Genomic DNA, 22,852 nt, shown 5'->3' with positions numbered 1-22,852 from the left:
CTCCGAGACAAGATGGCTGAACGCCCGCGCGTGGGCCCAGGCAAGTGACATGCCATGGAGCGCTCACACGAACTCCTCCACGGATGCGCTCGGCGACACGGGCTCACTGGCGCGGAGACAGGGGGGACAACCCCCCATCGTGTGGCCCACGTGCCCCACAGTCCCCCCATCAGACGAGGTCCAGGTCTATGGTCCGGCGCCATGAATCTCGTCATCACAGGCGCCAACCGTGGCATCGGCCTGGAGCTCACCCGGCAGTACCTCGCGCGCGGCGACACCGTGCACGCGGGAGCCCGAGAGCCGGCGCAGGCCCGCGAACTCACCACCCTCGCGGATGCCTCCGGCGGCCGGCTGCGGGTGTATGCCCTCGACGTGACCAGCGACGAGAGCGTGCGCGCGTTCGCCGCCGCGCTGACGGAGCCAGTGGACCTGCTCATCAACAACGCGGGCCGGCGCACCCGGCGAGACGACCTCGAGGACGTCTCGCTCGAGGACGCGCTCCAGATGCTGCAGGTGAACGCGCTCGGTGCCCTGCGAGTGACTCGCGCGGTGCTGCCGCGACTGCGCGGGACGCCCGGGGCGAAGATCGCCAGCCTCAGCTCGGGGCTCGGTTCCATCACGGACAACACGTCGGGCGGAGGCTACGGCTACCGGATGTCGAAAGCGGCGCTGAACATGGCGACGCGCTCGCTCGCGGCGGACTTGCGCGGCGAGGGACTCATCGTGGTGACCATCAGTCCCGGCTGGGTACAGACGGACATGGGCGGCGCGAGCGCGCCGACGCAGGTGTCCGAGTCCGCCGCGGGGCTGCTCGCGGTGCTGGACCGCGTGACGCCGCAGGACAGCGGAGGCTTCTTCGACTTCCGGGGCGCGCGCATCGACTGGTGAGCGAAGTGGAGTCACTCCCCAGTCCAGGTCCCTGACAATCATTCGCAAACAAACACCCGAGGACCTCGCGGGCTGAAACAAGCCTTGAGTATCGCCGAGGGCTGGTGGCGAGCCCTCGCACGACGTCAGCGACGAATCAGCACTTGGGGCCCCTCCGGGCCTCCCTCCAACCTGTAGCCGGCCTGCGCCATGCGTTCGGCCCAGGCCGTATCCGTCCCAGCAGGGTTGCCTTCAAGAAGCCATCTTCCATCTGGAATCCTGGAGAGCGTCATCTCGGGCACGACCGCCCCCTCGATGAGCCCGTTGAGCGCTCGCAATTGCCCGAACAGGTGCTCAGGCCCACCCAACTGCTGAGCACGAAGACGATCGTTCAGGACCATGCGGGACGTGACGACCGCGAGGCCTCCAGCCAAGGTGGTGGACTCCCATCGCTGGATGTCGCGCTGCGCGGCGAGAATCTCGGCCCGCAACTTTCGACTCGTTTCATTCCAGAGCATCCCACGCGGGGGCAGTGGGAATCGGGTGACCCTGGCCGCCTGTTCCTCCAGCGTTGGACAGGCCGGCCCTGTCTCCACGTCCACCGACCACGCCTCGCGCTGAATGGAGAGCCGATTGAGCGAGAGGAAGGGCACGACCTTCGCGAACTCCAACATCGTGTCGACAATATCGCCCGCCCGACTCGCCCATTGCAGCCGAAGCACCACCCCATCGCTACTCTCGTGAAGCACCTTCACATCCGCACCCGCGACGAATGGCGTCAGCCGGGACAGCAGTTCCTCCTGGTCGACCGGGGGGCAGTAGAAGCGCAGTCGAGCCTCGACGGCTCGCAGATCACGCTCCCAATCAGCGCGGTACTTGATTCGGTCCGCCAACTCAGAACGATGAAGCGCCGCGAGTCGCGCCTGATTCCTGAGTTCCCGAATCTCCTCCGTCTCGCAGGCCATGCCCCCGACGGCGACCGCGACAAGACAGGCCCACACCACGATGGGATGAATAGCCCGCGTGAAGAGCCTTCTCTCAGACCGCTGGTGAGTCATCCTCATCTCCTGGGGACGGCATCAGGCGCAGCCTATCGCCCATTTCTTCGGCGCGAAGGACGGGAGTTGCGCCGATGGCCCCTTCCCCATCGATGACCGACGGGTGAGGGGCCATCCTCGCCATGCACGGGACGCCCGTGCTCGGAAGGACCGTCAGTTCTTGACGACGGTGGTGATGATCAGCGGAGTCGGAGTTCCGATGAAGCTGCCAGCGGTGTTGGTGCACGGCATGGGCACCTGCGAGAAGTCCGCGGCGTAGTAGCCGTAGGTGGAGCCATTGCCCTTCTCGTAGAACTCCTGACCATCCGGGAGGACCACCTTCCAGACGTAGTTGATGCTCGTGTACTGCGTGGACGACCGCGCGCGGATGACACCCGTCACCGTGGTGCCCCAGTGGTACGGAGCCACCGCCGGCGCCTCGACGGTCTGCGGCGCCGGAGCCCAGTCGAACGTGCTGGTGGGGCCGGTGCTCCCGCCCCAGCCGTAGATGAGGACCACGCTCGTCCCCCAGGGCAGGTCATCGTTGCGGTACGTGAGGGTGATTTCCGCCTGGGAGGTGCTGAAGTAGCCGCACGTGTTGAGCACCGTGCGCGCCTGCACCCACTGCGAACCCGCGAGAGCAGAGGTGGAAGTGAGCATCAGGGCGAGCACGAGCGCGTGGCGGGAAATTCGGGACATGCGAAGACTCCAGGGTGTGGTTTGACAACCGCGTCCCCTTACCAGAGCCAGGGGGCGCGCTGGAACCCAGGGGCGCCGCGACGTGTTTGAATGACTGTCCGACACGAGCAACCCCGCCCGTCGAGCACGCCCACCCATGCCTCGCGAGCCTCCCATCGTCCTGCCCGTCTTGCTGTCGCAGCTCCGGCTCGCCAATCCGTGGGCGCTGCTCCTCGCTAAAGAGGAGGGCTATCCGCTCTCCACCGCCAGCCTGCTCTCCGAGCGCTACGCCATGAAGAGTGACGAGAAGCCCTTCGCGCGAGAGCTGCTCGGCCGCAAGCCGAACCTGTGGGTCTTCCGCTGCGACCAACGCCGCTTCGCGGGTGACTTCGTCGTCGTGGACATGGCGGAGCCGCGACCCGCGCGGCGCCAGGTGGTGGTGCTCGACCTCAAGATGGGTGCGCCCCTCGTTCTCGGCGGAGGTGGAGCCGGCGTGCAGCTCACCCACGCGCAGGACGCGGTGGAAGGTGTCGCGGCCCGCAAGGGCGTCATCGCCCCAGGCACGCCATACATGCTGGCGACGGGCGACAAGGACGTCATCCTCGCCTGGCTGCGCGAGTGACGGCCCCAGGAACGAAGCCGCGACACACTCCGCTCAGGGCGTCGTCTGGAATCCCGCCCCCATCACCGTGCCGTCGAACCCGCTGGCCGCGTCCCGCAGGCGGAGGTCCTTCAGGATGTTGGCCGATGAGGTGTAGACGTACGGCGGAATGGCAATCGACCGACGGGTGGTGATGCCGGCCCACGGACCCTCGGACTGGAAGTTGTTCGACGACGACGGGTACGCGCTCCCCGGAACATGCCAGATGACAGGGCCTCCCGAGTCGCCGGCCGCGTGCTGGGCCCAGCACTGGTACAGACCATTGCTGTTGTTGGTGATACGGCCGTAGTAGGTGCCGGACGGCGCCGACGTCACCAGCTCGTTGTTGTTGAACCAGGCGGCACCCAGCAGGTTCTCCCGGCTGCCTTCGATCACGAGCACCCCGGTGATTTTGAGATGCGGGCCCTGGGCCGAGAGCTGCACGTCCTCGACGAACTGGAGGATGGCGTAGTCCAGAAACGGCTGGAGTGCCTTCGGCTTGATGAATCGCATGTATCCGATGGGACCAAACGCCACGTCGTTGGCGTCGTAGATGGGCGCCAGACCATAGGGAATCAGGACACCTTCGTAGGTGTCGCCACCGTCGAGGCAGTGTCCCGCGGTGATGCCGACCCGGTTGCCATAGCTGTCGGTTCCGACCGGGCCCATTGTGCAGAAGGCCTCCGGATAGGCCGGGTTGAAGATGATCTTCATGCCATTGGCGACGAGCTTGGGGCTCGTCTGGGCAACGGCTTCACCCGCCCCTCCCACCAAGGAGAGGACAGCGAGGGTGGACAACAACACGACGGCCATCCGAGTGATGCGCATATCGCTCCTTCGCTCCAGGGCTGAATCCCGCGGGCACCGTACACCACCCACCCGTCCTGGATGACGACGGCCCCCGGGCAGTGCTCGTGGACCTGGAGTCCTCCGCACGCCTCAGCCCTTCTTGTCGGATTCCGGACGCGCCATCGGGCCCACCACGAGACGCGAGATTTGCTTGAAGGCGGTCAGCCACAGCTCCACCTCCCGCCTCGTCAAGGCCGAGCGGGTGAGCGAGTGGGTCATCTCCGCGAGCAGTGCATCCGGTCCCTGCCGATTGAGGAACCCCACCTCCAGGAGGACCAATCGCATCCAGGACTGAAGCGCCTGCACCAGCCGCAGCGGCGCGCCCTCCACCGCGCCCGGTGACGCCACCTCCACCTGCTCGCGCGCACAGAGGTACAGGAGGACCGCCGCCGCCTGCGCCAGGTTCATGGAGGGCTGCTCGGGCCGCGTGGGAATGACGAGCGCCTGCTGGCAGTGGCTGAGGTCCTCATCGGACATGCCGCGCTTCTCGCCCCCGAGCACCAGGGCCACCTTCCCCCGCTGCGAGTGCAGCGCCAGCAGCGCCACCGCATCCTCGGGAGAGAGGGTGGGCATGCCGCGCAGGTTCTGCCGCGAAGTGGTCCCCACCGCGAGCACCACGTCCTCCAGCGCCTCGGGCAGGGTGGGAACGATTCGCGCGGCCTCCAGGACATGGCCGGCGTGCACCGCCATGCGCCGGGCGCCGTCCATCTCCTGCAGTTGAGGATCGGAGAGCACGAGCTCCGCCACGCCAAAGTTCGCAGCCAGGCGCGCCACGGCGCCGAGATTGTCCGGGCCCTGCGTCTGGTGCAGCACGACGCGCAGGTGGGAGGTGAGAGCCATGCAGCCACCTTACTGGCCGCGCACAGCCCCCGTCGCGCTCATCCGCTCCGTCCTGGCCTCTCCCCCGGGGGCGACGCGGACCACAGCCCCCGAGAGAGCACCTCGTCCAGGTTCCTCCGGTGGAAGAACGCCTCGAAGTCGCCTCCCTCCACGTCCTCCGGAAGACAGGCTCCGAGCGGAATCGCGCGGACACGCTCCGGCACGCCCCGCGTCTCGCGCACGGCCGCCTCCAGCGCCCGCAGGTAGTGTCGCGCGGCCCCCAGCGTGCGCGCGGAGGACACCCCGCCGTGCCCCTGGATGACCCTCGTGCGCCCCCTCGCCTCGGCCCGGGCCAGCGCGGCATCGATGTCGGCCGGCTCGCCATACGCGACGTAGGCCATGTTCCCCACCGCGATGTCCGCGCTGAGCAACACGTCCAACGCGGGGACGTCGAGGTTCAGCGTGCTCGCCGTGTGCCCGGGATTCGGGAACACGTCCAGCGTGTACCGTCCCCACTCCAGCGACAACGGCGCGTCCACGCACCGGTCCGGCGCACGGTAGAAGCCCGTCTCCTCGTCCGAGCGGAAGCGCTCCAGGCGAAAGGTCTCCTCGAACCGCGCGTGAGCCCACACCGACGCCTCCGGGAACGCCTGGAGCCCCGCCAGGTGGTCGCTGAAGCCATGCGTGCAGACCACCTGCCGCACCTGGGCCCGCAGTGAGCCAGCCACCCACTCCCGGAGCGCCTCCGCGTCCGCCCGGCTCGCGAGCGCGTCCACCATCAGCACCTCACTCTCCCGGAGGAACAGCGTGGCATTCGAGTCGTATGCCTCCCCCGTGACGACCCAGACCTCAGGGGCCAACCGCAGCGTCTTCAAGCCCATCCCGGCACCTCTCGTCAGCGAGCAGGCGTGGGTTCTCCCGAAGTTTCCTCCATGCGTCCAACGCATCCTCCGCATCCATCCATGCGAGAATCGAATGGATGACCCTGGACGTGAGACACCTTCGACTGGTGGCGGCCGTGGTGGACACCGGCTCGGTGACGGCGGCGGCGCGCGTGCTGCACCTGTCCCAGCCCGCGCTGAGCCACCAACTCCGCGACGTGGAAGAGCGGCTGGGCACCGAGCTGTTCCAGCGCGAGGGCCGACGCATGGTGCTCACCGGCCCCGGCCAACGCGTCCTCGAAGCCGCACGCAAGGTGATGGCCGAGGTGGAAGCCGCCGAAGCGGACGTTGCACGGCTCGCGCACACGTCGCAGGGCATCCTCCGGCTCGCCACGGAGTGCTACACGGCCTACCACTGGCTGCCGGCGGTCCTCCGGCGGTTCTCCACCCGCCATCCCCAGGTGGAGGTGCGCATCGCGGTGGAGGCCACGCGCCGCCCGGTGGAGGCGCTGCTGGCGGGGACGCTGGACCTGGGCATCGTCAGCGCGCCGACGCGGCACCGTCGCCTCGCGCATGCGCCCCTCTTCGAGGACGAGCTCGTCGCCGTCATGGCACCAGAGCATCCCCTGGCGAGCCGCAGCGTCCTGCAAGCCGCCGACTTCGCGCGCGAGCACGTGCTGCTCTACAGCATCCCTCTCACCGAGAGCACCTTGTTCCAACAGGTGCTCACTCCCGCCGGCGTCTCCCCCGCGCGCGTGTCCCACCTGGAGCTGACCGAGGCGCTCGTCGAGTTGACCAAGGCCGGGCTCGGCATCGCGGTGCTGGCCCGCTGGGCGGTGGCCCCGGAGCTCTCACGCGGGACGCTGGTCGCGGTGCGTGTGACACGCAAGGGACTGCGCAGGCACTGGCACGCCGTGTGGCCCCGCGCCGTGCGCCCCACACCCCACCTCACCTCTTTCGTGGAGCTGCTCGCGAAGGCGGGCCCCCCGGGACGCTGAGGCCTCGACACCGTTCCTGATGAAGGGCCGATGTGGGTACGCGCTGTCCGTGTGTCTCCGATGACGGACTCAGGCGCACCGAGAGCCTCAAATTCCTGAGAGAACCTCAGGGGTTCGAGGCGCTCGGTGCGACGGCGTCGCTCGAAGTCATCTGAAATACTTGAAACATCATGAGACGAGAAAAGGTCCGGCAATTGCAGTCGTGTGTGACCCCCTATGCGCACACCCCTGATCAACTCCTGGACGCATCGTGTTTCCCTGCTCCTCGTCGTGGCACTCCTCTTCACCGCTTGTAGTGATGACCCGCCGAAGCCCACGCCCGATGCGGGCCCTGTTGACGCTGGCATCCCCGACTCTGGCGGAGGCCCTCGTCCGGATGCGGGCCCCGCGGATGCTGGCGAGCCTGACTCCGGCACTCCTGACGCAGGCCAGCCCGATGCGGGCGGAGGTGAACCCGATGCGGGGACCTCCTGCGCGCCGACGGTGACGGACGTCCTCCAGAACGGAGAATGGGACCCCCGCTTCTCCATCGCGGGCGTCTCCGGCATGGATGGCCATGTGCCCCATGTGTATGACTTCGCGAAGACGCCCTCGGGCGACCTCGTCGCCGCCGGGTACTTCCGCTGGCTCGGCACGCAGGCCACGCCTCCACTCATCCAGCGCCACGACGGAAAGTGGCAACCCCTCCAGAGAACATGGGAGCAAGGGCTTCCCGGCGCGGGCTTCTCTTCAGTCGCTGCGAAGGACGACACCACGCTCGCCCTGGCGACGAACGACACGTTCGGCGCGCGCTCGGGTGAGGTGTGGCTCGCGACGCCCGAAGGTGTTCGCGTCATCGGCAGGTTCGACGGCCTGGTTCGCACCATGGCCTTCATCAAGGGAGAGCTCTGGGTCGCGGGGCAGTTCCAGCTCGCGGAGAACGGGGCCATCGGCCTGGCCATCTGGGATGGGAGCACCTGGCGGTTCCCCACCGGAGGCCCCGCCAATGGCCCCGTCTACGAGCTGCTCGTCGACGGTGATGACGTCTGGGTGGGCGGCGGCTTCTCCCAGGTGGGTGGCATCTCCAGCAACATGGTCGCCCGGTGGAATGGGAGCACGTGGGAGGCGTACGACCTCCCTCTGATCGGCAACGGCGTCTTCGCGCTCGCGCTCGGAGACGACGGGACGCCCTATGCGGGTGGCACGTTCGCCTACGACTTCAGCATGGATGGCGTGGGCTCCATCGCCCGCTGGAATGGCACCGCGTGGGAGATGCTCAACAAAGGCGTCAGCACCGGACAGTTCCCCGGCGTCGTGACGGACCTGGTGTTCAACGACGGCAAGCTTCACGTGGGTGGATGCTTCTCCCACGTCAACGGCCATGCCTGGAACGACCCCAAGGCCATCCCCGCGAATGCCCTGGCGCAGTGGTCGCCCACCACCGGATGGGAGCCGTGGCCCAATGCCACGCTGCCCAACCGGACCGTCTGGTTCGCGCCGCTCTACTGTGGCGACGAGGGCCCTTCCGCCTTCCCCCTGTGGGAAGTTCCCATCCAGCGATTCCTGCTCGACGGTGAGCGCCTCTATGTCGCGGGCACCTTCCCCAGCGTCAACGGCGCGGCATCCCAGAGCCTCGTCTCCTACGAAGACGGCCAGTGGCGGACCGAGGGCGGCGAGTCCGGCGACGGACTGAGCGGGCGACCCGATGTGATGGCGACGGGAGGCCCCCAGTGCACCGTCCACATCCTGGGCGAAATCTCCCATGCGGGTGGCGAGGCGGTTCCGCGCACCGTGCTGCAATTCAGTGACGCGGGCTGGAAGCCGCTGGCGGCACTGCCGGAGATGGAGTGCTCGGACCTGGCTGTGAATGCCCGGGGCGACATCTATGTCTCGTGTACTGACTGGAACGCCCTCCAGTCGCACGTGCTCACGTGGACCGGGGAAGCGTGGCGGTCACTCGGAGACCTGAGCGCACACGGCTTCATCTTCGACATGACCCTGGACTCGCTCGGACGCCCCTGGCTGTCGACCCTGCTGGACACCACCGGGCGCGTGGTCCGCTGGGATGGCGAGCGTTTCGTGCTGGTGGCGGACGGCTTCGACAGCCCCGTGTCCGCGCTGGCCCTTCGTCCCGAGAACGAGGACCCCGACCACCCCGCCTTCGTCGCCGCGGGGGAGTTCACGCACGTGGGCACATTGGCGGCGCGGCGCATCGTCCACTGGAACGGCACCGCCTTCGAGCCCCTGGGCGAAGGCCTGAGCACCTCCGTCATCACCGTCGCCTACGGGGAGCGCGGCATCTTCGCGAGCACCAACATGGAATTGGGGCCGGAGGGCCTGCCCGTGCCAGACCGCATCACACTCGGACACTGGGACGGTACCGCCTGGGTGGAGTTGGCGACGGCTGAAAACGGGCTGCCGCCGCCCATGAACGAGAGCCGGGGCGGTGTCCATAGCTTCCGGAAGCTCGTCCCCAGCGGGAGCGACCTCGTCGCCGTGGGCACCATCATTCCCGAAGGCGGGGGCCCCACCCATGCGTATGTCTTCAATGGCGAACGGTTGCTGCCCATTGGAGGGGGCGTCAACGCCATCAGCGTCGATGCCGTGGCGCTGACACCCGACGGTATCTGGTTGGGAGGTTTCATCGCCGAGGCCGGACGCGACGCGCGCCGCATCCCCTCCGTGGGCGTGGCGCATCTGCGCCGGCGCACCACCGTGCCCTGATGCCGGACGGGCGCGGCTTGCCATTCTTCGCGCAAGCCGCGCCACCCCGGAGCCATTCACGGCGTCATGCGGGCATCCCATCGCCCGTGACTTCCAGGGCGCCCCAGCGCCGATGAGCGCCTTCGTGCGAACGCGTCAGCGGTGCACGCTGCTCATGTCCAGGTAGCGAAGCCCCGTCGCCGCTCCCACCGGGAACACCGAGTCGAGCTGGGCGAGGTCCGCGCCCGTGAGTTCCACGCGCGCGGCCCCCGCGTTCTGCTCGAGGTACTTCACGCGCTTGGTGCCGGGGATGGGCACCACGTCCGGGCCTCGGGACATCACCCACGCGAGCGCGAGCTGCGCGGACGTCACGCCCTTCTGCTTCGCGAGCTGCTCCACGCGCTGCACGAGGTCCAGGTTCTTCTGGAAGTTGTCTCCCTGGAAGCGCGGGTTCTGTCGTCGGAAGTCGTCCGCGGGCAGGTCCTCGAAGCGCTTGTACTGGCCGGTGAGGAAGCCTCGGCCCAGTGGACTGTAGGAGACGAAGCCGATGCCCAGCTCGCGCACCGTGGCGAGTACGCCGTCCTCCTCCACGTCGCGCGTCCACAGGGAGTACTCGGTCTGCAGCGCCGAGATGGGGTGGACGGCGTGCGCCTTGCGAATCGTCTCGGGCGCGGCCTCGGACAGACCGAGGTAGCGAACCTTGCCCGCGCGCACGAGCTCCGCCATCGCGCCGACCGTGTCCTCGATGGGCACCTTCGGGTCCACGCGGTGCTGGTAGTAGAGGTCGATGTGGTCGACGCCCAGGCGCTTGAGCGAGGCCTCGCACGCCTGTTTCACATAGGCCGGGTCGCCACGGATGCCCAGGAACTCGCCCTTGGCGCCACGCACGTTGGCGAACTTCGTGGCCAGCACCACCTGCTCGCGGTGGCCTCGAATGGCGCGGCCCACGAGTTCCTCGTTGGTGAAGGGCCCGTACATGTCCGCGGTGTCGAGGAAGGTGATGCCCAATTCGAGGGCGCGGTAGATGGTGCGCAGGGACTCCGCCTCGTCCCCGGCGCCGTAGAACTCGCTCATCCCCATGCACCCGAGCCCCAGCTCCGAGACCACCAGCCCTTGCCGACCCAGCTTGCGCTGCTTCATCGTCCTGCCTCCGCGTTCGAGTGCCGTTGCGCGCTGAAGGTGCGGCCGGTGCAAGAGCGGTGCACCGGCCCGGCGACAGGCGGAGGTCGGGCCGCCTCCTCGACGAGCGCGAGGCGGCGGCCCGTCCCCCACACGAACGCGGGGCGAGCGGGAGAGTTCAGGGCTTCGCCTTGATCTCCATGCGCTCGTCGCGGAGCGCTTCACCCTTCAGGAAGGACTTCATCCGCTCGAGGATGCGCGGGTCCGACTGGAAGAGGCCGTCGTGTCCCGCGCCCTCCAGCACCAGGTGCACGGCCCGGGAGAGTCCGGGGCGCAGGGCCTCCGCGTTGTCAGGGCTCGTGCGCCCATCCAGGGTGCCGCTGATGAGGAGCACGGGCACGTCGGCCTTGAGAGGGCCACGGAAGGACTCTCCCAGGTCGCTCACGCCGGCCACATCCTCCGCCAGCAGGGCGCCCGGGTTGACGCTGCCACCGAGCACCGCCTTCGCCGCCTCCCGCTCGATGAGGGCGCGTCGCGCCGGGCTCACACCGGAGGCCGCGTCCATCGCGAGCGACATGGGACGCAGCAAGCCTTCGCGAAGCCTGCCCGCGAAGGGCGCCATCGCCTCATGGTTCCCGGACTCCAACGCCGTAAGCAGGGGGAGGAAGCGCCGGAAGGTGGCCGGGTCCCGCAGGGATTCGAAGGCGAGGCACTGAAGGTCGAAGGGGCTGACCTTCCAGGTGCGGCGGTCACCCTTCTCCTCGTCCGTGAACTCCACCGTGAGCGGCTTGCTCCGCAACGACTTCAACAGCTTCGCCAGCCGTGCCTTCAGGCCGGGCCCGCGCTCACCCTCGGCGCGCAACACGGCCTCCCAGCGCCCGAGCAGCGCCTCCGCGTGGGCAGGCCGCTTCCAGGTGTCATCAGGCCCCTCGATGCCCGCGAGGATGATGTGGTCCACCCGCTCCGCGTGGCGCCGCACGTAGGCGAGGCCCAGGTGGGTGCCGTAGCTGATGCCCCAGAGGTTGAGCTTCGGCGCGCCCAGCGCCTTGCGCAGCATCTCCAGGTCGTCGGCGTTCTCCACCGTGGTGAAGGCCCCCAGGTCCACGCCGGCCGCGGTCCAGGTCCGGCTCGCCTCCGCGGCGGCCTTCTTCACCGTGGAGGTGAGCAGCGCCTCGTCCATGCGCTGATCGAGCGGGATGGCCCACGACTGCTTCAACTCGGGATGGGGGTTCGACTGGCCGGTGCCGCGCTGGTCCAGCGCGATGACGTCGGCCACCTCGCGCAAGGCGAGGAACAGATCGAAGCGGCCATACCGTGCGGCCTCGATACCGGAGCCGCCAGGGCCACCCGCGAGGTAGACGATGGGCGCCCCGGGCGAGGGGCTCGTGCTCTTGAAGCGCACGAAGCGCAGGGGCAAGCCCGGGCCCTCGGGGTGGGCATGGCGCAGGGGCACGGTGAGGGTGCCCAGCTCCGCCTGAACGGTGCGACCGTCGTGGGCCTGGAAGGTGTGGGGCTGCAGCTGGAGGCCCTGGGCCTGAGCGAGGGACAACGGAAGGATGAGGGCAAGCAGGAGCACGGCACGCATGGCGTTCCTCCGAGAAGGGCTTCAGGGAGGAGAATGCGGTGGCCTGCACGGCACGTGGGGTGCCGGTCGCCCAACGTCTCGCGGTGTCGCCGGAATGCGCGTGGGGCGGCGCCAGGCCGCGTATGTTGAGGCCCATGATGTCCTCCGCCCTCTTCGCGGGATGCTTCGCGCTCTCGCTCACCGCTTCGGCCGCGCTGCCCTCCGCGCGGCAGGGACTGGTGCAGGTGAACACGGAGGATCTCTCCCCGGAGGTCGCGCTCTCCGGAGACGCACGGGGCTGGCGCACGGTGGCGGCCGACCAGGTGAACGAGGGGACGGGCCCCTATTGGCTGCGCACGCAGGTGGACGTGCCCCCGCGTGAAGCCGGAGCCCCGACACCTGCCCTCGCCCTGTCGGTGCTCGGGTCATGGGAGGCGTGGTGGGACGGCGGGCTGCTGGGCCGCAACGGACAGGTGGGGCGGACGCCCTCGGAGGAGGTACCAGGACGGGTCGATGCCCTGCTCCCGCTTCCGACCGGACTCAGCGCGCCCGGCCCTCACGTGCTGACGATGCGCATCTCCGCGCATCGACTCGGCTTCCAGCCCGTGGGCACCGTCCACTACATGCAGGTGGGCGAGGCCGCGTCACTCGCTCAGATGCGGATGCTCGGACTGGTGCCAGCCCTTTGCATGCTGGGCGCGCTGGTGCTGATGGGGCTCTACCACCTCGTGCGCGTGCGGCTCGCTCACGGTGGGCTCGCCACGCTCCTGCTCGGCGTGCTGTGCCTCGCCGCCGCGGCGCTCGTCCTGATGGAGTCGTGGCGCGGGCTCGCCAACTATCCCTACCCACAGCATGCGCTGCGGCTGCGACTGCAGGCGGCGGCCGTGCTGGCGGTGGCGGCGCTGCTGCCAGCGACCGTCCACGCGGCCTTCGGCGAGCCACTCCGCTGGCTGCGGTGGGTGGGACTGGGACTGGGGCTGCTCGCGCTCGTCTTCGTTCCGGGCTTCGATGCCAAGAACAGCGTGGCGCTCGGGGCCTCGCTCGTCGTCTCCACGGCGCTCGCCGTGCGCGCGTGGCGGAGAGGGGAACCGGGGGGAGCCCTGGGCGCGCTGGCGGGGCTCTGTTTCGCCGGGACGCTCTACCTGTTGGAACCCTGGGGCTTCTCCGAGCGCGGCTTCTTCGTCGCCTTCGGAGGGCTCCTGGTCTGCCTCACTGCGATACATGCCCGGCGGCAGCGCCATCAGCAGGAGCGGTTCGAGAGTGCGACGCGCGCCGCGGAGCGCCTGCAACTGGAGTTGCTCAAGCGCAGCCTGCAGCCGCACTTCCTGATGAACACGCTGGGCGCGCTGAGCGAGTGGGTGGAGACGGAGCCCGCGCAGGCCGTGCGCTTCATCGAGGCCCTGGGCGCGGTGTACCGGCATCTGCTCGCCGTCTCCGGTGAGCGCACCATCCCGCTCGCTCGCGAGTTGGAGTTGTGTCGCGCCCATCTGGAGGTCATGGGCTGCCGACAGGGCACGGCCTTCCAGTTGGAGACCGAGGGCGTGGACCTGTCGGCCCCCGTCCCCCCTGCCCTGCTGCACACGCTCTTGGAGAACGCCTTCAGTCACAACCGCTATGTCTCGCCCCACACCTTCCGACTCGAAAGCAGCCTCGTCGCCGAAGGCACGGGGCCCCGTCGGCGTTACGTCTTCCTCGCGCCTCCGGGCACGGGGACGCGCCCGGGGGGTGGTGAGGGCACCGGCTCGCGCTACCTGCGCGCGCGTCTGGAGGAGGCCTTCCCTGGCGCGTGGAGGCTCGAGGATGGGCCCACGGATGCGGGCTGGAGGACGCGGGTGGAGGTGCCGGCGTGAGACTGCTCATCGTGGAGGACGAGCCACTGGCGGCGCGCCGTCTCGCCCGGCTGTGCGAGCAGCAGCTGGGGCCGGACGCTCCGCCCCCGCGCGTGTGCGCGAGTCTGGACGAGGCACGCGAGCTGCTGGCCGAGCGCACCGTGGACGTACTGCTGCTGGACCTGAACCTCTCGGGGGAAGACGGCTTCGCGCTGCTCGAGGAGGTGGCCGCGGGCGCGTTCCAGACAGTGGTGGTGTCCGCGAACACAGACCAGGCGCTGCGCGCCTTCGAGCTGGGGGTGCTGGACTTCGTGCCCAAGCCATACACGCCGGAGCGGCTCGCCCTCGCGCTCGCCCGAGTGGGAAGCCGCGCGGCCACTCCCCTGCGCGCTCTCGCGGTGAGGAAGGGCGGAGGCGTGGTCCTCGTGCCCCTGGACTCCGTCGCGTACATCCAGGGCGCTGGCGACTACACCGAGCTGGTCCTGCGTGGAGGCGGCACCGAGCTGAGCGAGAAGAGCCTGGAGCGGCTCGAGCAACTGCTCCCCGCCGACTTCTTCCGCATCCACCGCTCCTATCTCATCCGAGTGACAGACATCCGCGAGCTCATCTCCACGGAGGGCTCGCGCACCTCGGTGGAGCTGCGAGACGGCACCCGACTGCCTGTGGGCCGCAGCCGTGTTGGAGTGCTGCGCAAGCGGCTGGAGGCGTAGGCGCCGTCACCCATTCCCGCGACGGCGGCAGGGGGAATGACCCAGGCGAAGCACGCGTCACGCCGCCGAGCCGACCACCGGGAGCCTTCGCGCGAGCGCCCGCAGCTTCAGCACCTGGTACGTGGCACCGAGGAAGAAGAAGGCCACCAGCACGAGCAGGGCGGTCTGCACGGGCGGCGACTCCGGACTGCTGGCGATGGGCTGGCCCGCGGGAAGGCGCGTCAACGTCTCGTTGATGCCGGGCACCAGCAGCACCATGAAGCTGGCGGACAGCGACAGCGTCTGCACGTAGGGCGTGGCGCGACCGAATCCCCCCACGCGCGAGGCGACGACGCCCACCGCCATGAGCACGAGCGCGAGCAGGCCCAGTCCATGGCCGGGGTTGAAGCCGCCCGTGCTGGAGAGACCGAACGACGTGAGAATCGACGCCAGCATGCCGAGCAGATACAGCCTGCCCACGCGGGTGCCAGGGTCGATGCGTCCGTCGCGAAGGAAGCCCCAGACACCGAAGACGATGGGGGGAAGGCTGAGCACGGTGTGGATGATGCCGAGGGTGGACATGGGATTGGCCATGACGGGTCTCCTTCTTCGGATGTCGATGAGGCGGGGATGAAAGGTCAGGCCAGCAGGTACTCGCGCACCATGGCGCGGGCCCGGTGCAGCCGGCTCTTCACGGCGGGCACGTCCTCGCCCAGGCGCTCCGAGATTTCGCGGATGGACAGCTCCTCGAAGTCGCGCAACAGGACAACCTCGAGGTAGTGCGGGGGCAATGACTCCAGCGCCGAGGCCACATCGAGCCGAGCGGAGTCCGGCGTGTGCGAGACCATCCACTGGTCGACGAGCGCCTCCTCGTAGGGGTCCTGCTTGAGGGCCACTCGTCCCAGGCGGCGGCACTCGCGTTGAACGATGCGGAACAACCAGCCCGACAGGGACGCCAGCTTCCGGACCGAGCCCAGGTGGCGAGCCAGCAAGAGCAGCGACTCCTGGACCGCGTCGTCGATGTCGCTGATGAAGCAGCGCTGCTGCGCGTACCGCCTGAGGTTGGGCTGGAGCACCTGGAGGAGGCGGAGCATCGCGTCGCGATCACCCGCATGGGCCGCGAGCAGCATCGCGTCGGGAGCAGCGGTCAACGGGTGGGCGGCGGCCATGCGAGTCCCTGGAAGACAGCGGCGGGGAAAATGCCCTGCCTTGCCCACTAAGAGGCGGGCACCCGACGAACGGATTCGCGACCTCGACGATTTTCTCGCGACCGCGCCGCCCGATGCCCGAGCGGCGCGTCAACCCATTGAATCTACACACCGGGCGATGCCCCCAGAGCGAGGACCCGCCCGTGTCCCAAGCTTCCGAGCGGAGGCTACCCGCCGCCGTTTCCGCCGTAACGGAGGTTCGAGAGGCCCGGGTAGTACAGGCCGTAGTACGCGGCGTTGGAGACATACGTCTGCCCGGCACCAATGCTGTAGCAGTTGGTGCCCGAGTGGGTGCACATCTCGTCGATGGCGCCGGAGGCCGCGTTCGGTGGGAACAGGCCGTTGCCCATGTCCGTCACCGGCGGCAGGCGCGCACCCGCGTCGAACACCTCACCGTACCAGTGGGCCATGTCGCCCGACGTGAAGGCGCCGCCCCACCGTGAGCCGGGGAAGTAGCCCACCCAGGCATCATTGAAATACACCCACCAGTCGGTTCCCGAATAGAGGACGAAGAAACGGGGCTTCGCGCCGATGTAGCCGCTCAGGTCCATTCCCGGGTAGTAGCTCGGGTGGACCTGCACCCAGCCCGTGACGTGCTGGAAGACGCCTCCCACCGTGTGGCCGACGAGCAGGGTGGGATACGACGTCTGGAACTTGCGGTAGCCCGTCGCGACAATCGACGTGCTGGCGCCCCGGACCATCGACACCACCGTGCTGGCCTGGTCCAAGGTGTGGGCAACCTGGGGGTTGTTGATCTGGAGACGCGCGCCCACCCCCAGCGAGTAACCCGTCTCTGACGTCGGCTTGTACACCCCCACGTAGTAGATGGAGTCGGCGCTCGCATGGACGGGGCGATTGTCTTCGGACGCGCCGGGCATCGCGGGCAGCCAGGACGCGAGCGGGCGCGGCGGCGCCGGGTTGTACACCGCCTGGGGCACCTGCCCGCTGGGGCAGAGCCGGGCCGTGGTGACCTGGGCTTCCTGCCGTGAGTCTCCCACGACGAGGGCCGTGGACGGTGCCGTCACGCGCAGCGCTTCCGCGGAGAGCGGGATGCAGCGGTAGTGACCTACCGCGGAGGGCTGGTCCGCCTGGGCCGCGGGCTCCTTTGCATCAGGAGCGCCACAACCCAGGGTGACGAGTGAAAATAGACAAGCGATGCGGGAGAACAGCGAATGAGGCTGCATGGTGACTCCGGGGCCCCAGGACCTGGGGCCAGTCGAGGAGCGGGGCACGGCGCCACCATGCTTGTCTCGGTTTTGATTGAGCGCCAGTCCTTGGATGACTGGGGTGACAATGACTCTCACAGTGGTACTGAAGATGGAGCGCCCCTGACCCCTCCGGGACTCGCTGGTGGGGTCAATGCGGCGCTGGGCTCGCCCGGGTCACCGGGCGCGGTGGGGCTTCTTCCCGGAAGATGAGCAGCCCATCCATGACCGTGGCCCAGGGAGCCGTCATCCACGCGTAGTTCAAGGGACGCGCCACTCGGGGCCCGAAGTCACGGAGCTGGCTCCCATCCAGATACCGCGTGTCCCCGGTGTGGCCCGAAAACGCCCAGCCCTCCAGGGAGTCGTCCCGCGCGGGCGCGAGGGAATTCGTGCGAGGGGTGCTGCCGATGGAATAGCTCCCGGATCTCGCGGAGAAGCCCAACACGAAGGCCCGCGCCCCGAACTTCTCCTGGACGTAGGACCCGAAGGACGTCCCGTGCCGGGTGTCCGCATCCAGGCCCTTGAGGTCTTTCGCCGCATGAACGGTGGCAAGCCAGACAATGGCCTTTCGGGGCCTGGCTGACTGGGCCAGGTGCCATTCCAGATTCATGAACATGGAGCGGGAGCGGTCATCGAAATCGCTCCAGCTCCAGGTCCCTCCAGACGCGTCCGGAGCCCGGGACATCGCGGCGACCTGACGGGTGTAGTTCCGCTCAAGGCTGCGGACCATCTGCAACTGGCCTCGAGCCCTCGGCGTCACAGCCACTCCGGGCCTGGAGAGCACCGCCCCCAGCTCCGTCCAGCAGCCCAGGATGAACTTCATGTGCTCCGCCGTATATGGGTGGGCGTCGTCGTACTTCCAGGACATGTTCCTCTCGATTTCCTCTCCGCACGCGGCCTGCCTCGGGCCCTCCAGAAAGGGAATGAGTTCGCGCGCCATCTCGCGCTGGGCGTAGGTGCCTCGGTTGATCTGATCATCAATCCCACCCGCGATGAGGGTCCCCGCCTTGAGCCGCTCGGACAGGAACGGAATCAGGGGCGCCATCTCCTGATTGGCCCACATCCCACCAATCGCAGTGGCGACCAGGTTCTCGCTGACGGGTTGGCCCGCCTCTCTCAGCACCTGGAGGTGGAGGAAGTCATAGATGCCTGTCTCGATGAAGAAGGCATCGTATTGGCATTCCTCCACGAGCCTGCGGGTCAGTTCCGCTTTGAAAGCGATGCTCCTGCCATTGCCGTGGTGGGACTCCTCGCCGAGCAGCGCGAGCTGCTTGTCGCAGAGGTCACGCACAATCCGGTCGGCATCAGAGGCCACCGCGTCCCCTTGCTCGGCCACGCCTCGGGCCAGGGAGGCACAGCTCGAAAGAAACAAAGAGAGCAGGAGCAGGAGGAATCTCATTCGCGGCCCTTCCATGCGGAGGAATGTCGCGGTGTAACGCTCCTGGGCGCGCCTTCCCCTCAACCTCGCACGCATCCAGCAGCTGACTGAACGCGCCTTCAGTCCCGCGTACTCGTCTTCAGTCTGGGATGGCCCTGTCCCCGGAGCGGGCAGCCGCCCGCCATCCCTGCCCGCGCACCGCTCAGAAGGAATAGCTGAACGTCACGCCGGAGTAGGCCCGGTACCCGTTGATCATGACCCAGAACCTGCCCGGTACGGGCCGTGACGTGCCGGTACACACCTCGGTGTTGGTCGTCGAGTAGGAGCGGCAGTCGTAGACGCTCTTCGTTGGAGCAGCGCCGTATCGCACGTAAAGGTCCGCGTCACCCGTGCCTCCGCCGAGGGTAAAGTACGGGGAGGTGAATGCGCCGACGTCCGCGCAGTAGTACCGGTTCGAACCCACCGCGCCGTTGAGGTTCGTCACTGTACCGCTGAAGCGAGGAAGGGTCGTGCAGAACGTCGGGAAGTAGAGAGGGAAGCCCACGACCTGCCAGGACAAGCTCACGGACTCCAGCACGGCCGCGCTGAAGCCGAGGTCCTGCGCCGCGAACTGGGTATAGGTCTTGGCCTGCTCGAAGGTGGTGCTGGCGGTGAAGTAGTCGGTGCTGGCCTTGTAGAAGATGCGAGCAGCGGCCTCTACGCCAATGCCTGGGACTTCCGTCGGGGTGCGCCCGCGCGGATGCACACCGCCGGTGGCCAGCAGCTTGAACGCCAGGTTCGAGATGCCCGACGCGTAATGCACGTCGGTGTCGGACGAGTAGTCCCCGTAGTAGTCCAGCGAGGCGCCGTCCAGGACCGGGTCGTTCATGTATCGGAGGGCGTCATCGGGCGTGGCGGGCGTCCAGATGTCCTCGCCAATCTTCCAGATGTCCGGGCCCATGGACCACGAGTTCGACCAGCTCTCGCAAACGGAGGCGAAGATGTCCGACAGGGACTCGTTCAGCGCGCCGGACTCGCCGGTATAGATGAGGCCGGACTCGAAATCCGTCACCGCGTGGGTCAGCTCGTGGGCCACCACATCCAGGTCCGTGCACAGCGGCCCGGCGTTGACCCCGTCTCCATCGCCGCACACCAGTTGCGTGCCGTCCCAGAAGGCATTCACGTAGTGGGTGGAGTAATGCACGGTGCTGGTGAGCGTGTGGCCCGCATTGTCAATCGAGTCACGCCCGAACAGTGTGTTGAAGCAGTCGTACGTGGTTCCCAGCACGTCGAAGTTGCCGTCCACGTGGGCATCGCCCGTGGCGCTCTGCCCCTCGCCGCGCCTGAGCGTACCGGGGAGGCTGGTGGCGTTGTTGGCACTGTACACCCTGCGGTTGAGCGCGTCGTGGATCTCCGGCGCGCGCAGGACGATGGAGGCATCCGAGGCGTCCACGTAGACACGGTCCCGCAGGGGCGTAGCGGCGGCGGTGCCCGTCACCCGCACCTCCCAGGTCAACCGCAGCGGGTCCTTCGCGGTCGCACGGACGTAAACGAGGCGAGGCATGCCCTCCAAGGCGCTGGCGCCCGGCGTTTTCCGCAAGGCCACCTGCTGGGCGGCCTCCAGCGCGATGCCGGGCCTGGAGGGGACCTGCTCCCCATCCCGCGCCGAGCCGTTCACCGCGTACACCCGTCCAGACGCATCCAGGTGCACCACCAACTCACCACCGACCACCGGCAGGCCGTCCTTGGTCTGCGAGTACCGGAGATGGGTACCTCCCTGCGTGTCACGAGCGATTCGCCGAGGCACCAGGTCGCGCGCGTCGAGGCGGAAAGACGGGGCGATGCGCTCCAGTGCCGTGGTCACCAACTCGTGGGCCTGCCAGACCGTGACGTCCGCGCGGATCTGGCCCACCCATCCCAGCTCTCCATGAATCATGTACGGCACGCCGTCACCGTGTGAGCCCAGAACCTGGACGTCGGGGAGCGCGCTCAGCGCCGTCGCGATGTCCTGGAGGCGGGCATCGCTCGTGAGGACGCTCTGCTCTGGCTGTGAGGCCTCGGAGGGCTCGAGATCTCCGGCGGAACAACCAGAGAGTGAGAACGACAAACATGCGGCGAGCCAGCGGATGCCACGCATCATGGTCTATCCCTTCTGCAATGCGGTGATGTGGATGACGCGCGTTCATTAGATACAAAAACAAAAAACCCGGAGGAATAGGGGGAATCCACCACCGAAGCGGAGGGGCAGCAATGTCCTGCGAGGTCTTTCCTACGCGCGATTGGAGCAATGAGTTTCAGACTCACGACACGCTGGACACTCCTCTCCCTCGTTTTAGGGAATCCCCAAAACCCCTGGCCTCGAGCACGCTTGGCGGATGCCATCGGTTGGATAAGAGCGCGTGTGACAAGGCGGCCGTCCGGCGGAGTCGGATTGCCATGGGGAGGTGCTCCGGACCCGACCCGGAGTTCCTCCATCGAGGCGAGAGCCAAGGAGAAGCCATGAAGTTTCCCTCTGCGTACGTCATATGGACCACCTGCCTCTGCGCCAGCATCACGGCGTGCGATGCCCCGTCCGGAGAGGTGCCACCTGCCATGGCCATCTCGGCGGCCACGCACGTGGAGGCGACCGCGCCGGCATCCGCGCCCAGGCCACACGTCGACTCCAGGACAGATGGCCACTACTTCGTCCGCCGCGACCTCGGCCGCGTCCCGCGTGTCTTCACCGAGAAGTCACGGGCCACGGGGGAGGATGTCCGTGGAGTGTTGAATGACGTGGCGTCGGAGTTCCGCATCCGCGGCGAGGACCTGGTGTTCCGCAAGCAGAACGTGGACGAGCAGGGCCACCGGCACTTGCGCTTCCAGCAGTTCCACGGGGGCTTGCCCGTCATCGGTAGCGCCCTGGTGCTCCACGTGGATTCCCAGGGAGCCGTCTACGCGGTCAACGGCAACGCACGGGGTGGCAGCCGCGTTTCGAGAGAGGGCGTGATACCGCCCGAGAACGCCGCCCAGGTGGCGGTACGTGGTTCGCGTGCGGAGCCCGCCACGGCCGTGGGTTCCCCGCAGCAGGTATTCCTCCGTCCCGAAGGTGACGAGGAGATGCATCTGGCATGGCAGGTCCAAGTCGAAGGCCAGCGCGCGGGCATCCCCTCCAAAGACCTGGTCTATGTGGACGCGCATGATGGCGAATTGCTCGCCGTGCATCCGCGCATCCACTCCGCGCTCAACCGGCGCATCTACAACGGAAACAACGCCTCCACGCTGCCCGGTACGCTGGTCCGCGGCGAGGGCCAGGCTGAGCACCCCGACCCGGTCGTCAACACCAACTACGACCATCTGGGCACGGTGTATGACTGCTACAGCGAGCTGTTTGGCCGTGACTCCATCGACAACGCGGGCGCGGCGCTCCTCAGCACCGTGCACCACCGTGTCGCCTATGTGAACGCCTTCTGGGACGGCACGCAACTGGTGTATGGCGACGGTGACGGCGTGAACGCCAGCAACCTGGCGAACTCGCTGGACTTGACCGCGCACGAACTGACCCACGCCGTGACCGACTACGAGTCCGAGCTCATCTACTCGGGTGAGTCCGGCGGTCTGAACGAGTCCCTGTCGGACATCTTCGGTGCGGTCTGCGAGTGGTACGGCGACGGCAAGGTCGTCAGCCCTCACACGTGGGAGATCGGCGACGGCATCTGGACGCCGCACATCCCGAACGACGCCCTGCGATACATGGCCAATCCCACACAGGATGGCGACTCACTCGACTGCTACAGCGACTACTCCTCCGGCGTGGATGTGCACTACAGCTCGGGTATCTCCAATCTGGCGTTCTACTTGCTGTCTCAGGGCGGCACGCACCCACGCGCGAAGACGACGACGGTGGTCGCGGGCATCGGCATCGAGAAGGCCGCGAATATCTTCTACAAGGCCAACAGGGACATCCTCATCGCCAGCTCCAACTTCGAGGCGGCCAAGACCGCGACCGAGCAGGCCGCCGCACAACTGGGCTACGACGCCGCTACCATCACCTCGGTAAGCAACGCCTGGAAGGCGGTATGTATCGGCGTTGAAGTGGAGGGCCCCGGGCCCACCCCCTGGCTGTCGATGACCGGCCTTTCGGGTAGCGCGGGCTCCTTCCAGCACTGGAGTCTCGATGTCCCCGCCGGCAGGTCGAAAGTGACCTTCAAGGTCAGCGGCGGCACGGGTGACGTGGACCTCTACGCCAGATTCGGCGCGCCGCCGACCACGACGACCTACCACTGTCGTCCGAACCTCAGCGGCAACAACGAGACCTGCACGTTCACGCTGCCGCAGGCAGGCAGGTACCATGTCGGGCTTTATGGGAGGTCAGTGTTCTCGGGAGTCAACCTGACCGGCACGTTCGACGATCCACCCCTCTGCCCGCCCTGGCGCTGGCCCTGGCCCTGGCC

The 22,852-nt window shown here is 68.0% G+C and carries 19 protein-coding genes; 7 read left to right on the top strand and 12 right to left on the bottom strand.

Features of this window, described 5'->3' with window-relative positions:
• The first annotated feature begins 201 nt into the window (after nt 1-201).
• Nucleotides 202-888 (top strand): SDR family oxidoreductase, encoded by a 687-nt coding sequence (locus FJV41_RS26585; protein ID WP_141645358.1) that lies wholly within the window; start codon nt 202-204, stop codon nt 886-888.
• Between the two features lie 125 nt (nt 889-1,013).
• Here the strand turns inward: FJV41_RS26585 and FJV41_RS26580 are convergent, their stop codons facing one another.
• Nucleotides 1,014-1,925, bottom strand: a complete 912-nt coding sequence (locus tag FJV41_RS26580; protein WP_141645357.1) for a hypothetical protein — start codon at nt 1,923-1,925, stop codon at nt 1,014-1,016.
• 153 nt (nt 1,926-2,078) lie between these two features.
• A complete protein-coding gene (locus FJV41_RS26575; protein WP_141645356.1) occupies nt 2,079-2,603 on the bottom strand; it encodes a hypothetical protein in 525 nt (174 codons plus the stop codon).
• A 136-nt stretch (nt 2,604-2,739) separates the two neighbouring features.
• On the opposite strand from FJV41_RS26575, the gene FJV41_RS26570 reads away from it, so the two are divergent.
• Complete coding sequence (locus FJV41_RS26570) at nt 2,740-3,204, top strand: hypothetical protein (protein WP_141645355.1); 465 nt, start codon at nt 2,740-2,742, stop codon at nt 3,202-3,204.
• A 33-nt stretch (nt 3,205-3,237) separates the two neighbouring features.
• Here the strand turns inward: FJV41_RS26570 and FJV41_RS26565 are convergent, their stop codons facing one another.
• From FJV41_RS26565 to FJV41_RS26555, 3 genes are all read right to left on the bottom strand, one after another.
• Nucleotides 3,238-4,050, bottom strand: coding sequence for a chymotrypsin family serine protease (locus FJV41_RS26565; RefSeq protein WP_220137890.1), 813 nt, complete (start codon nt 4,048-4,050; stop codon nt 3,238-3,240).
• A gap of 111 nt (nt 4,051-4,161) precedes the next feature.
• Nucleotides 4,162-4,911, bottom strand: a complete 750-nt coding sequence (locus tag FJV41_RS26560; RefSeq protein WP_141645354.1) for an RNA methyltransferase — start codon at nt 4,909-4,911, stop codon at nt 4,162-4,164.
• Between the two features lie 38 nt (nt 4,912-4,949).
• Nucleotides 4,950-5,771 carry an MBL fold metallo-hydrolase gene (locus tag FJV41_RS26555; protein ID WP_181790951.1) on the bottom strand — a complete coding sequence of 274 codons (822 nt, stop codon included), beginning with the start codon at nt 5,769-5,771 and terminating at the stop codon, nt 4,950-4,952.
• 110 nt (nt 5,772-5,881) lie between these two features.
• Between FJV41_RS26555 and FJV41_RS26550 the strand changes: the two genes are divergently transcribed.
• Together FJV41_RS26550 and FJV41_RS54655 are read left to right on the top strand one after the other, a co-directional pair.
• The gene (locus FJV41_RS26550; RefSeq protein WP_246137426.1) at nt 5,882-6,769 is read left to right on the top strand and encodes a LysR family transcriptional regulator; all 888 of its coding nucleotides are present in this window, start codon (nt 5,882-5,884) and stop codon (nt 6,767-6,769) included.
• A 216-nt stretch (nt 6,770-6,985) separates the two neighbouring features.
• The gene (locus tag FJV41_RS54655) at nt 6,986-9,472 is read left to right on the top strand and encodes a hypothetical protein (protein WP_141645351.1); all 2,487 of its coding nucleotides are present in this window, start codon (nt 6,986-6,988) and stop codon (nt 9,470-9,472) included.
• A gap of 135 nt (nt 9,473-9,607) precedes the next feature.
• Here FJV41_RS54655 and FJV41_RS26540 read toward each other — a convergent pair whose 3' ends face one another.
• Nucleotides 9,608-10,591 (bottom strand): aldo/keto reductase, encoded by a 984-nt coding sequence (locus FJV41_RS26540; protein WP_141645350.1) that lies wholly within the window; start codon nt 10,589-10,591, stop codon nt 9,608-9,610.
• A 157-nt stretch (nt 10,592-10,748) separates the two neighbouring features.
• On the bottom strand, nt 10,749-12,155 hold the full coding sequence (locus FJV41_RS26535; protein ID WP_141645349.1) for an alpha/beta fold hydrolase: 1,407 nt from the start codon (nt 12,153-12,155) through the stop codon (nt 10,749-10,751).
• Between the two features lie 134 nt (nt 12,156-12,289).
• Here FJV41_RS26535 and FJV41_RS26530 point away from each other — a divergent pair, with 134 nt between their 5' ends.
• Nucleotides 12,290-13,984: a histidine kinase gene (locus tag FJV41_RS26530; RefSeq protein ID WP_141645348.1), complete on the top strand. Its 1,695-nt coding sequence runs from the start codon at nt 12,290-12,292 to the stop codon at nt 13,982-13,984.
• The gene (locus FJV41_RS26525) at nt 13,981-14,673 is read left to right on the top strand and encodes a LytR/AlgR family response regulator transcription factor (RefSeq protein ID WP_141645347.1); all 693 of its coding nucleotides are present in this window, start codon (nt 13,981-13,983) and stop codon (nt 14,671-14,673) included. Before FJV41_RS26530 ends, FJV41_RS26525 begins: the two co-directional genes overlap by 4 nt.
• 57 nt (nt 14,674-14,730) lie before the next feature.
• Here FJV41_RS26525 and FJV41_RS26520 read toward each other — a convergent pair whose 3' ends face one another.
• The 5 genes from FJV41_RS26520 to FJV41_RS26500 form a co-directional block, all read right to left on the bottom strand.
• A complete protein-coding gene (locus FJV41_RS26520) occupies nt 14,731-15,246 on the bottom strand; it encodes a DUF2306 domain-containing protein (RefSeq protein WP_141645346.1) in 516 nt (171 codons plus the stop codon).
• A gap of 44 nt (nt 15,247-15,290) precedes the next feature.
• Complete coding sequence (locus FJV41_RS26515; protein WP_217445910.1) at nt 15,291-15,821, bottom strand: RNA polymerase sigma factor; 531 nt, start codon at nt 15,819-15,821, stop codon at nt 15,291-15,293.
• A 206-nt stretch (nt 15,822-16,027) separates the two neighbouring features.
• The gene (locus FJV41_RS26510; protein WP_141645345.1) at nt 16,028-17,044 is read right to left on the bottom strand and encodes a neprosin family prolyl endopeptidase; all 1,017 of its coding nucleotides are present in this window, start codon (nt 17,042-17,044) and stop codon (nt 16,028-16,030) included.
• Nucleotides 17,045-17,216: 172 nt separating this feature from the next.
• On the bottom strand, nt 17,217-18,464 hold the full coding sequence (locus tag FJV41_RS26505; RefSeq protein WP_141645344.1) for an erythromycin esterase family protein: 1,248 nt from the start codon (nt 18,462-18,464) through the stop codon (nt 17,217-17,219).
• 181 nt (nt 18,465-18,645) lie between these two features.
• Nucleotides 18,646-20,562, bottom strand: a complete 1,917-nt coding sequence (locus FJV41_RS26500; protein WP_246137425.1) for a M4 family metallopeptidase — start codon at nt 20,560-20,562, stop codon at nt 18,646-18,648.
• Nucleotides 20,563-20,921: 359 nt separating this feature from the next.
• Between FJV41_RS26500 and FJV41_RS26495 the strand changes: the two genes are divergently transcribed.
• The coding region (locus tag FJV41_RS26495) for a M4 family metallopeptidase (protein ID WP_246137424.1) at nt 20,922-22,852 on the top strand (1,931 nt) is incomplete at its 3' end.

Origin of the sequence: Myxococcus llanfairpwllgwyngyllgogerychwyrndrobwllllantysiliogogogochensis, from assembly GCF_006636215.1 — a bacterium.
Taxonomy (GTDB): Bacteria; Myxococcota; Myxococcia; order Myxococcales; family Myxococcaceae; genus Myxococcus; species Myxococcus llanfairpwllgwyngyllgogerychwyrndrobwllllantysiliogogogochensis.
Note: the sequence above shows the minus strand (reverse complement) of the source record. Positions and strands in the feature narration are given on the sequence as shown.

Bases quoted from the DNA above. Each gene is read 5' to 3' on its own strand.
- FJV41_RS26575 (WP_141645356.1), bottom strand. From the start codon at position 2,603: ATGTCCCGAATTTCCCGCCACGCGCTCGTGCTCGCCCTGATGCTCACT.
- FJV41_RS26505 (WP_141645344.1), bottom strand. From the start codon at position 18,464: ATGAGATTCCTCCTGCTCCTGCTCTCTTTGTTTCTTTCGAGCTGTGCC.
- FJV41_RS26520 (WP_141645346.1), bottom strand. From the start codon at position 15,246: ATGGCCAATCCCATGTCCACCCTCGGCATCATCCACACCGTGCTCAGC.
- FJV41_RS26500 (WP_246137425.1), bottom strand. From the start codon at position 20,562: ATGATGCGTGGCATCCGCTGGCTCGCCGCATGTTTGTCGTTCTCACTC.
- FJV41_RS26510 (WP_141645345.1), bottom strand. From the start codon at position 17,044: ATGCAGCCTCATTCGCTGTTCTCCCGCATCGCTTGTCTATTTTCACTC.
- FJV41_RS26560 (WP_141645354.1), bottom strand. From the start codon at position 4,911: ATGGCTCTCACCTCCCACCTGCGCGTCGTGCTGCACCAGACGCAGGGC.
- FJV41_RS26570 (WP_141645355.1), top strand. From the start codon at position 2,740: ATGCCTCGCGAGCCTCCCATCGTCCTGCCCGTCTTGCTGTCGCAGCTC.
- FJV41_RS26540 (WP_141645350.1), bottom strand. From the start codon at position 10,591: ATGAAGCAGCGCAAGCTGGGTCGGCAAGGGCTGGTGGTCTCGGAGCTG.
- FJV41_RS26515 (WP_217445910.1), bottom strand. From the start codon at position 15,821: ATGGCCGCCGCCCACCCGTTGACCGCTGCTCCCGACGCGATGCTGCTC.
- FJV41_RS26580 (WP_141645357.1), bottom strand. From the start codon at position 1,925: ATGACTCACCAGCGGTCTGAGAGAAGGCTCTTCACGCGGGCTATTCAT.
- FJV41_RS54655 (WP_141645351.1), top strand. From the start codon at position 6,986: ATGCGCACACCCCTGATCAACTCCTGGACGCATCGTGTTTCCCTGCTC.
- FJV41_RS26565 (WP_220137890.1), bottom strand. From the start codon at position 4,050: ATGCGCATCACTCGGATGGCCGTCGTGTTGTTGTCCACCCTCGCTGTC.
- FJV41_RS26585 (WP_141645358.1), top strand. From the start codon at position 202: ATGAATCTCGTCATCACAGGCGCCAACCGTGGCATCGGCCTGGAGCTC.
- FJV41_RS26530 (WP_141645348.1), top strand. From the start codon at position 12,290: ATGATGTCCTCCGCCCTCTTCGCGGGATGCTTCGCGCTCTCGCTCACC.
- FJV41_RS26555 (WP_181790951.1), bottom strand. From the start codon at position 5,771: ATGGGCTTGAAGACGCTGCGGTTGGCCCCTGAGGTCTGGGTCGTCACG.
- FJV41_RS26535 (WP_141645349.1), bottom strand. From the start codon at position 12,155: ATGCGTGCCGTGCTCCTGCTTGCCCTCATCCTTCCGTTGTCCCTCGCT.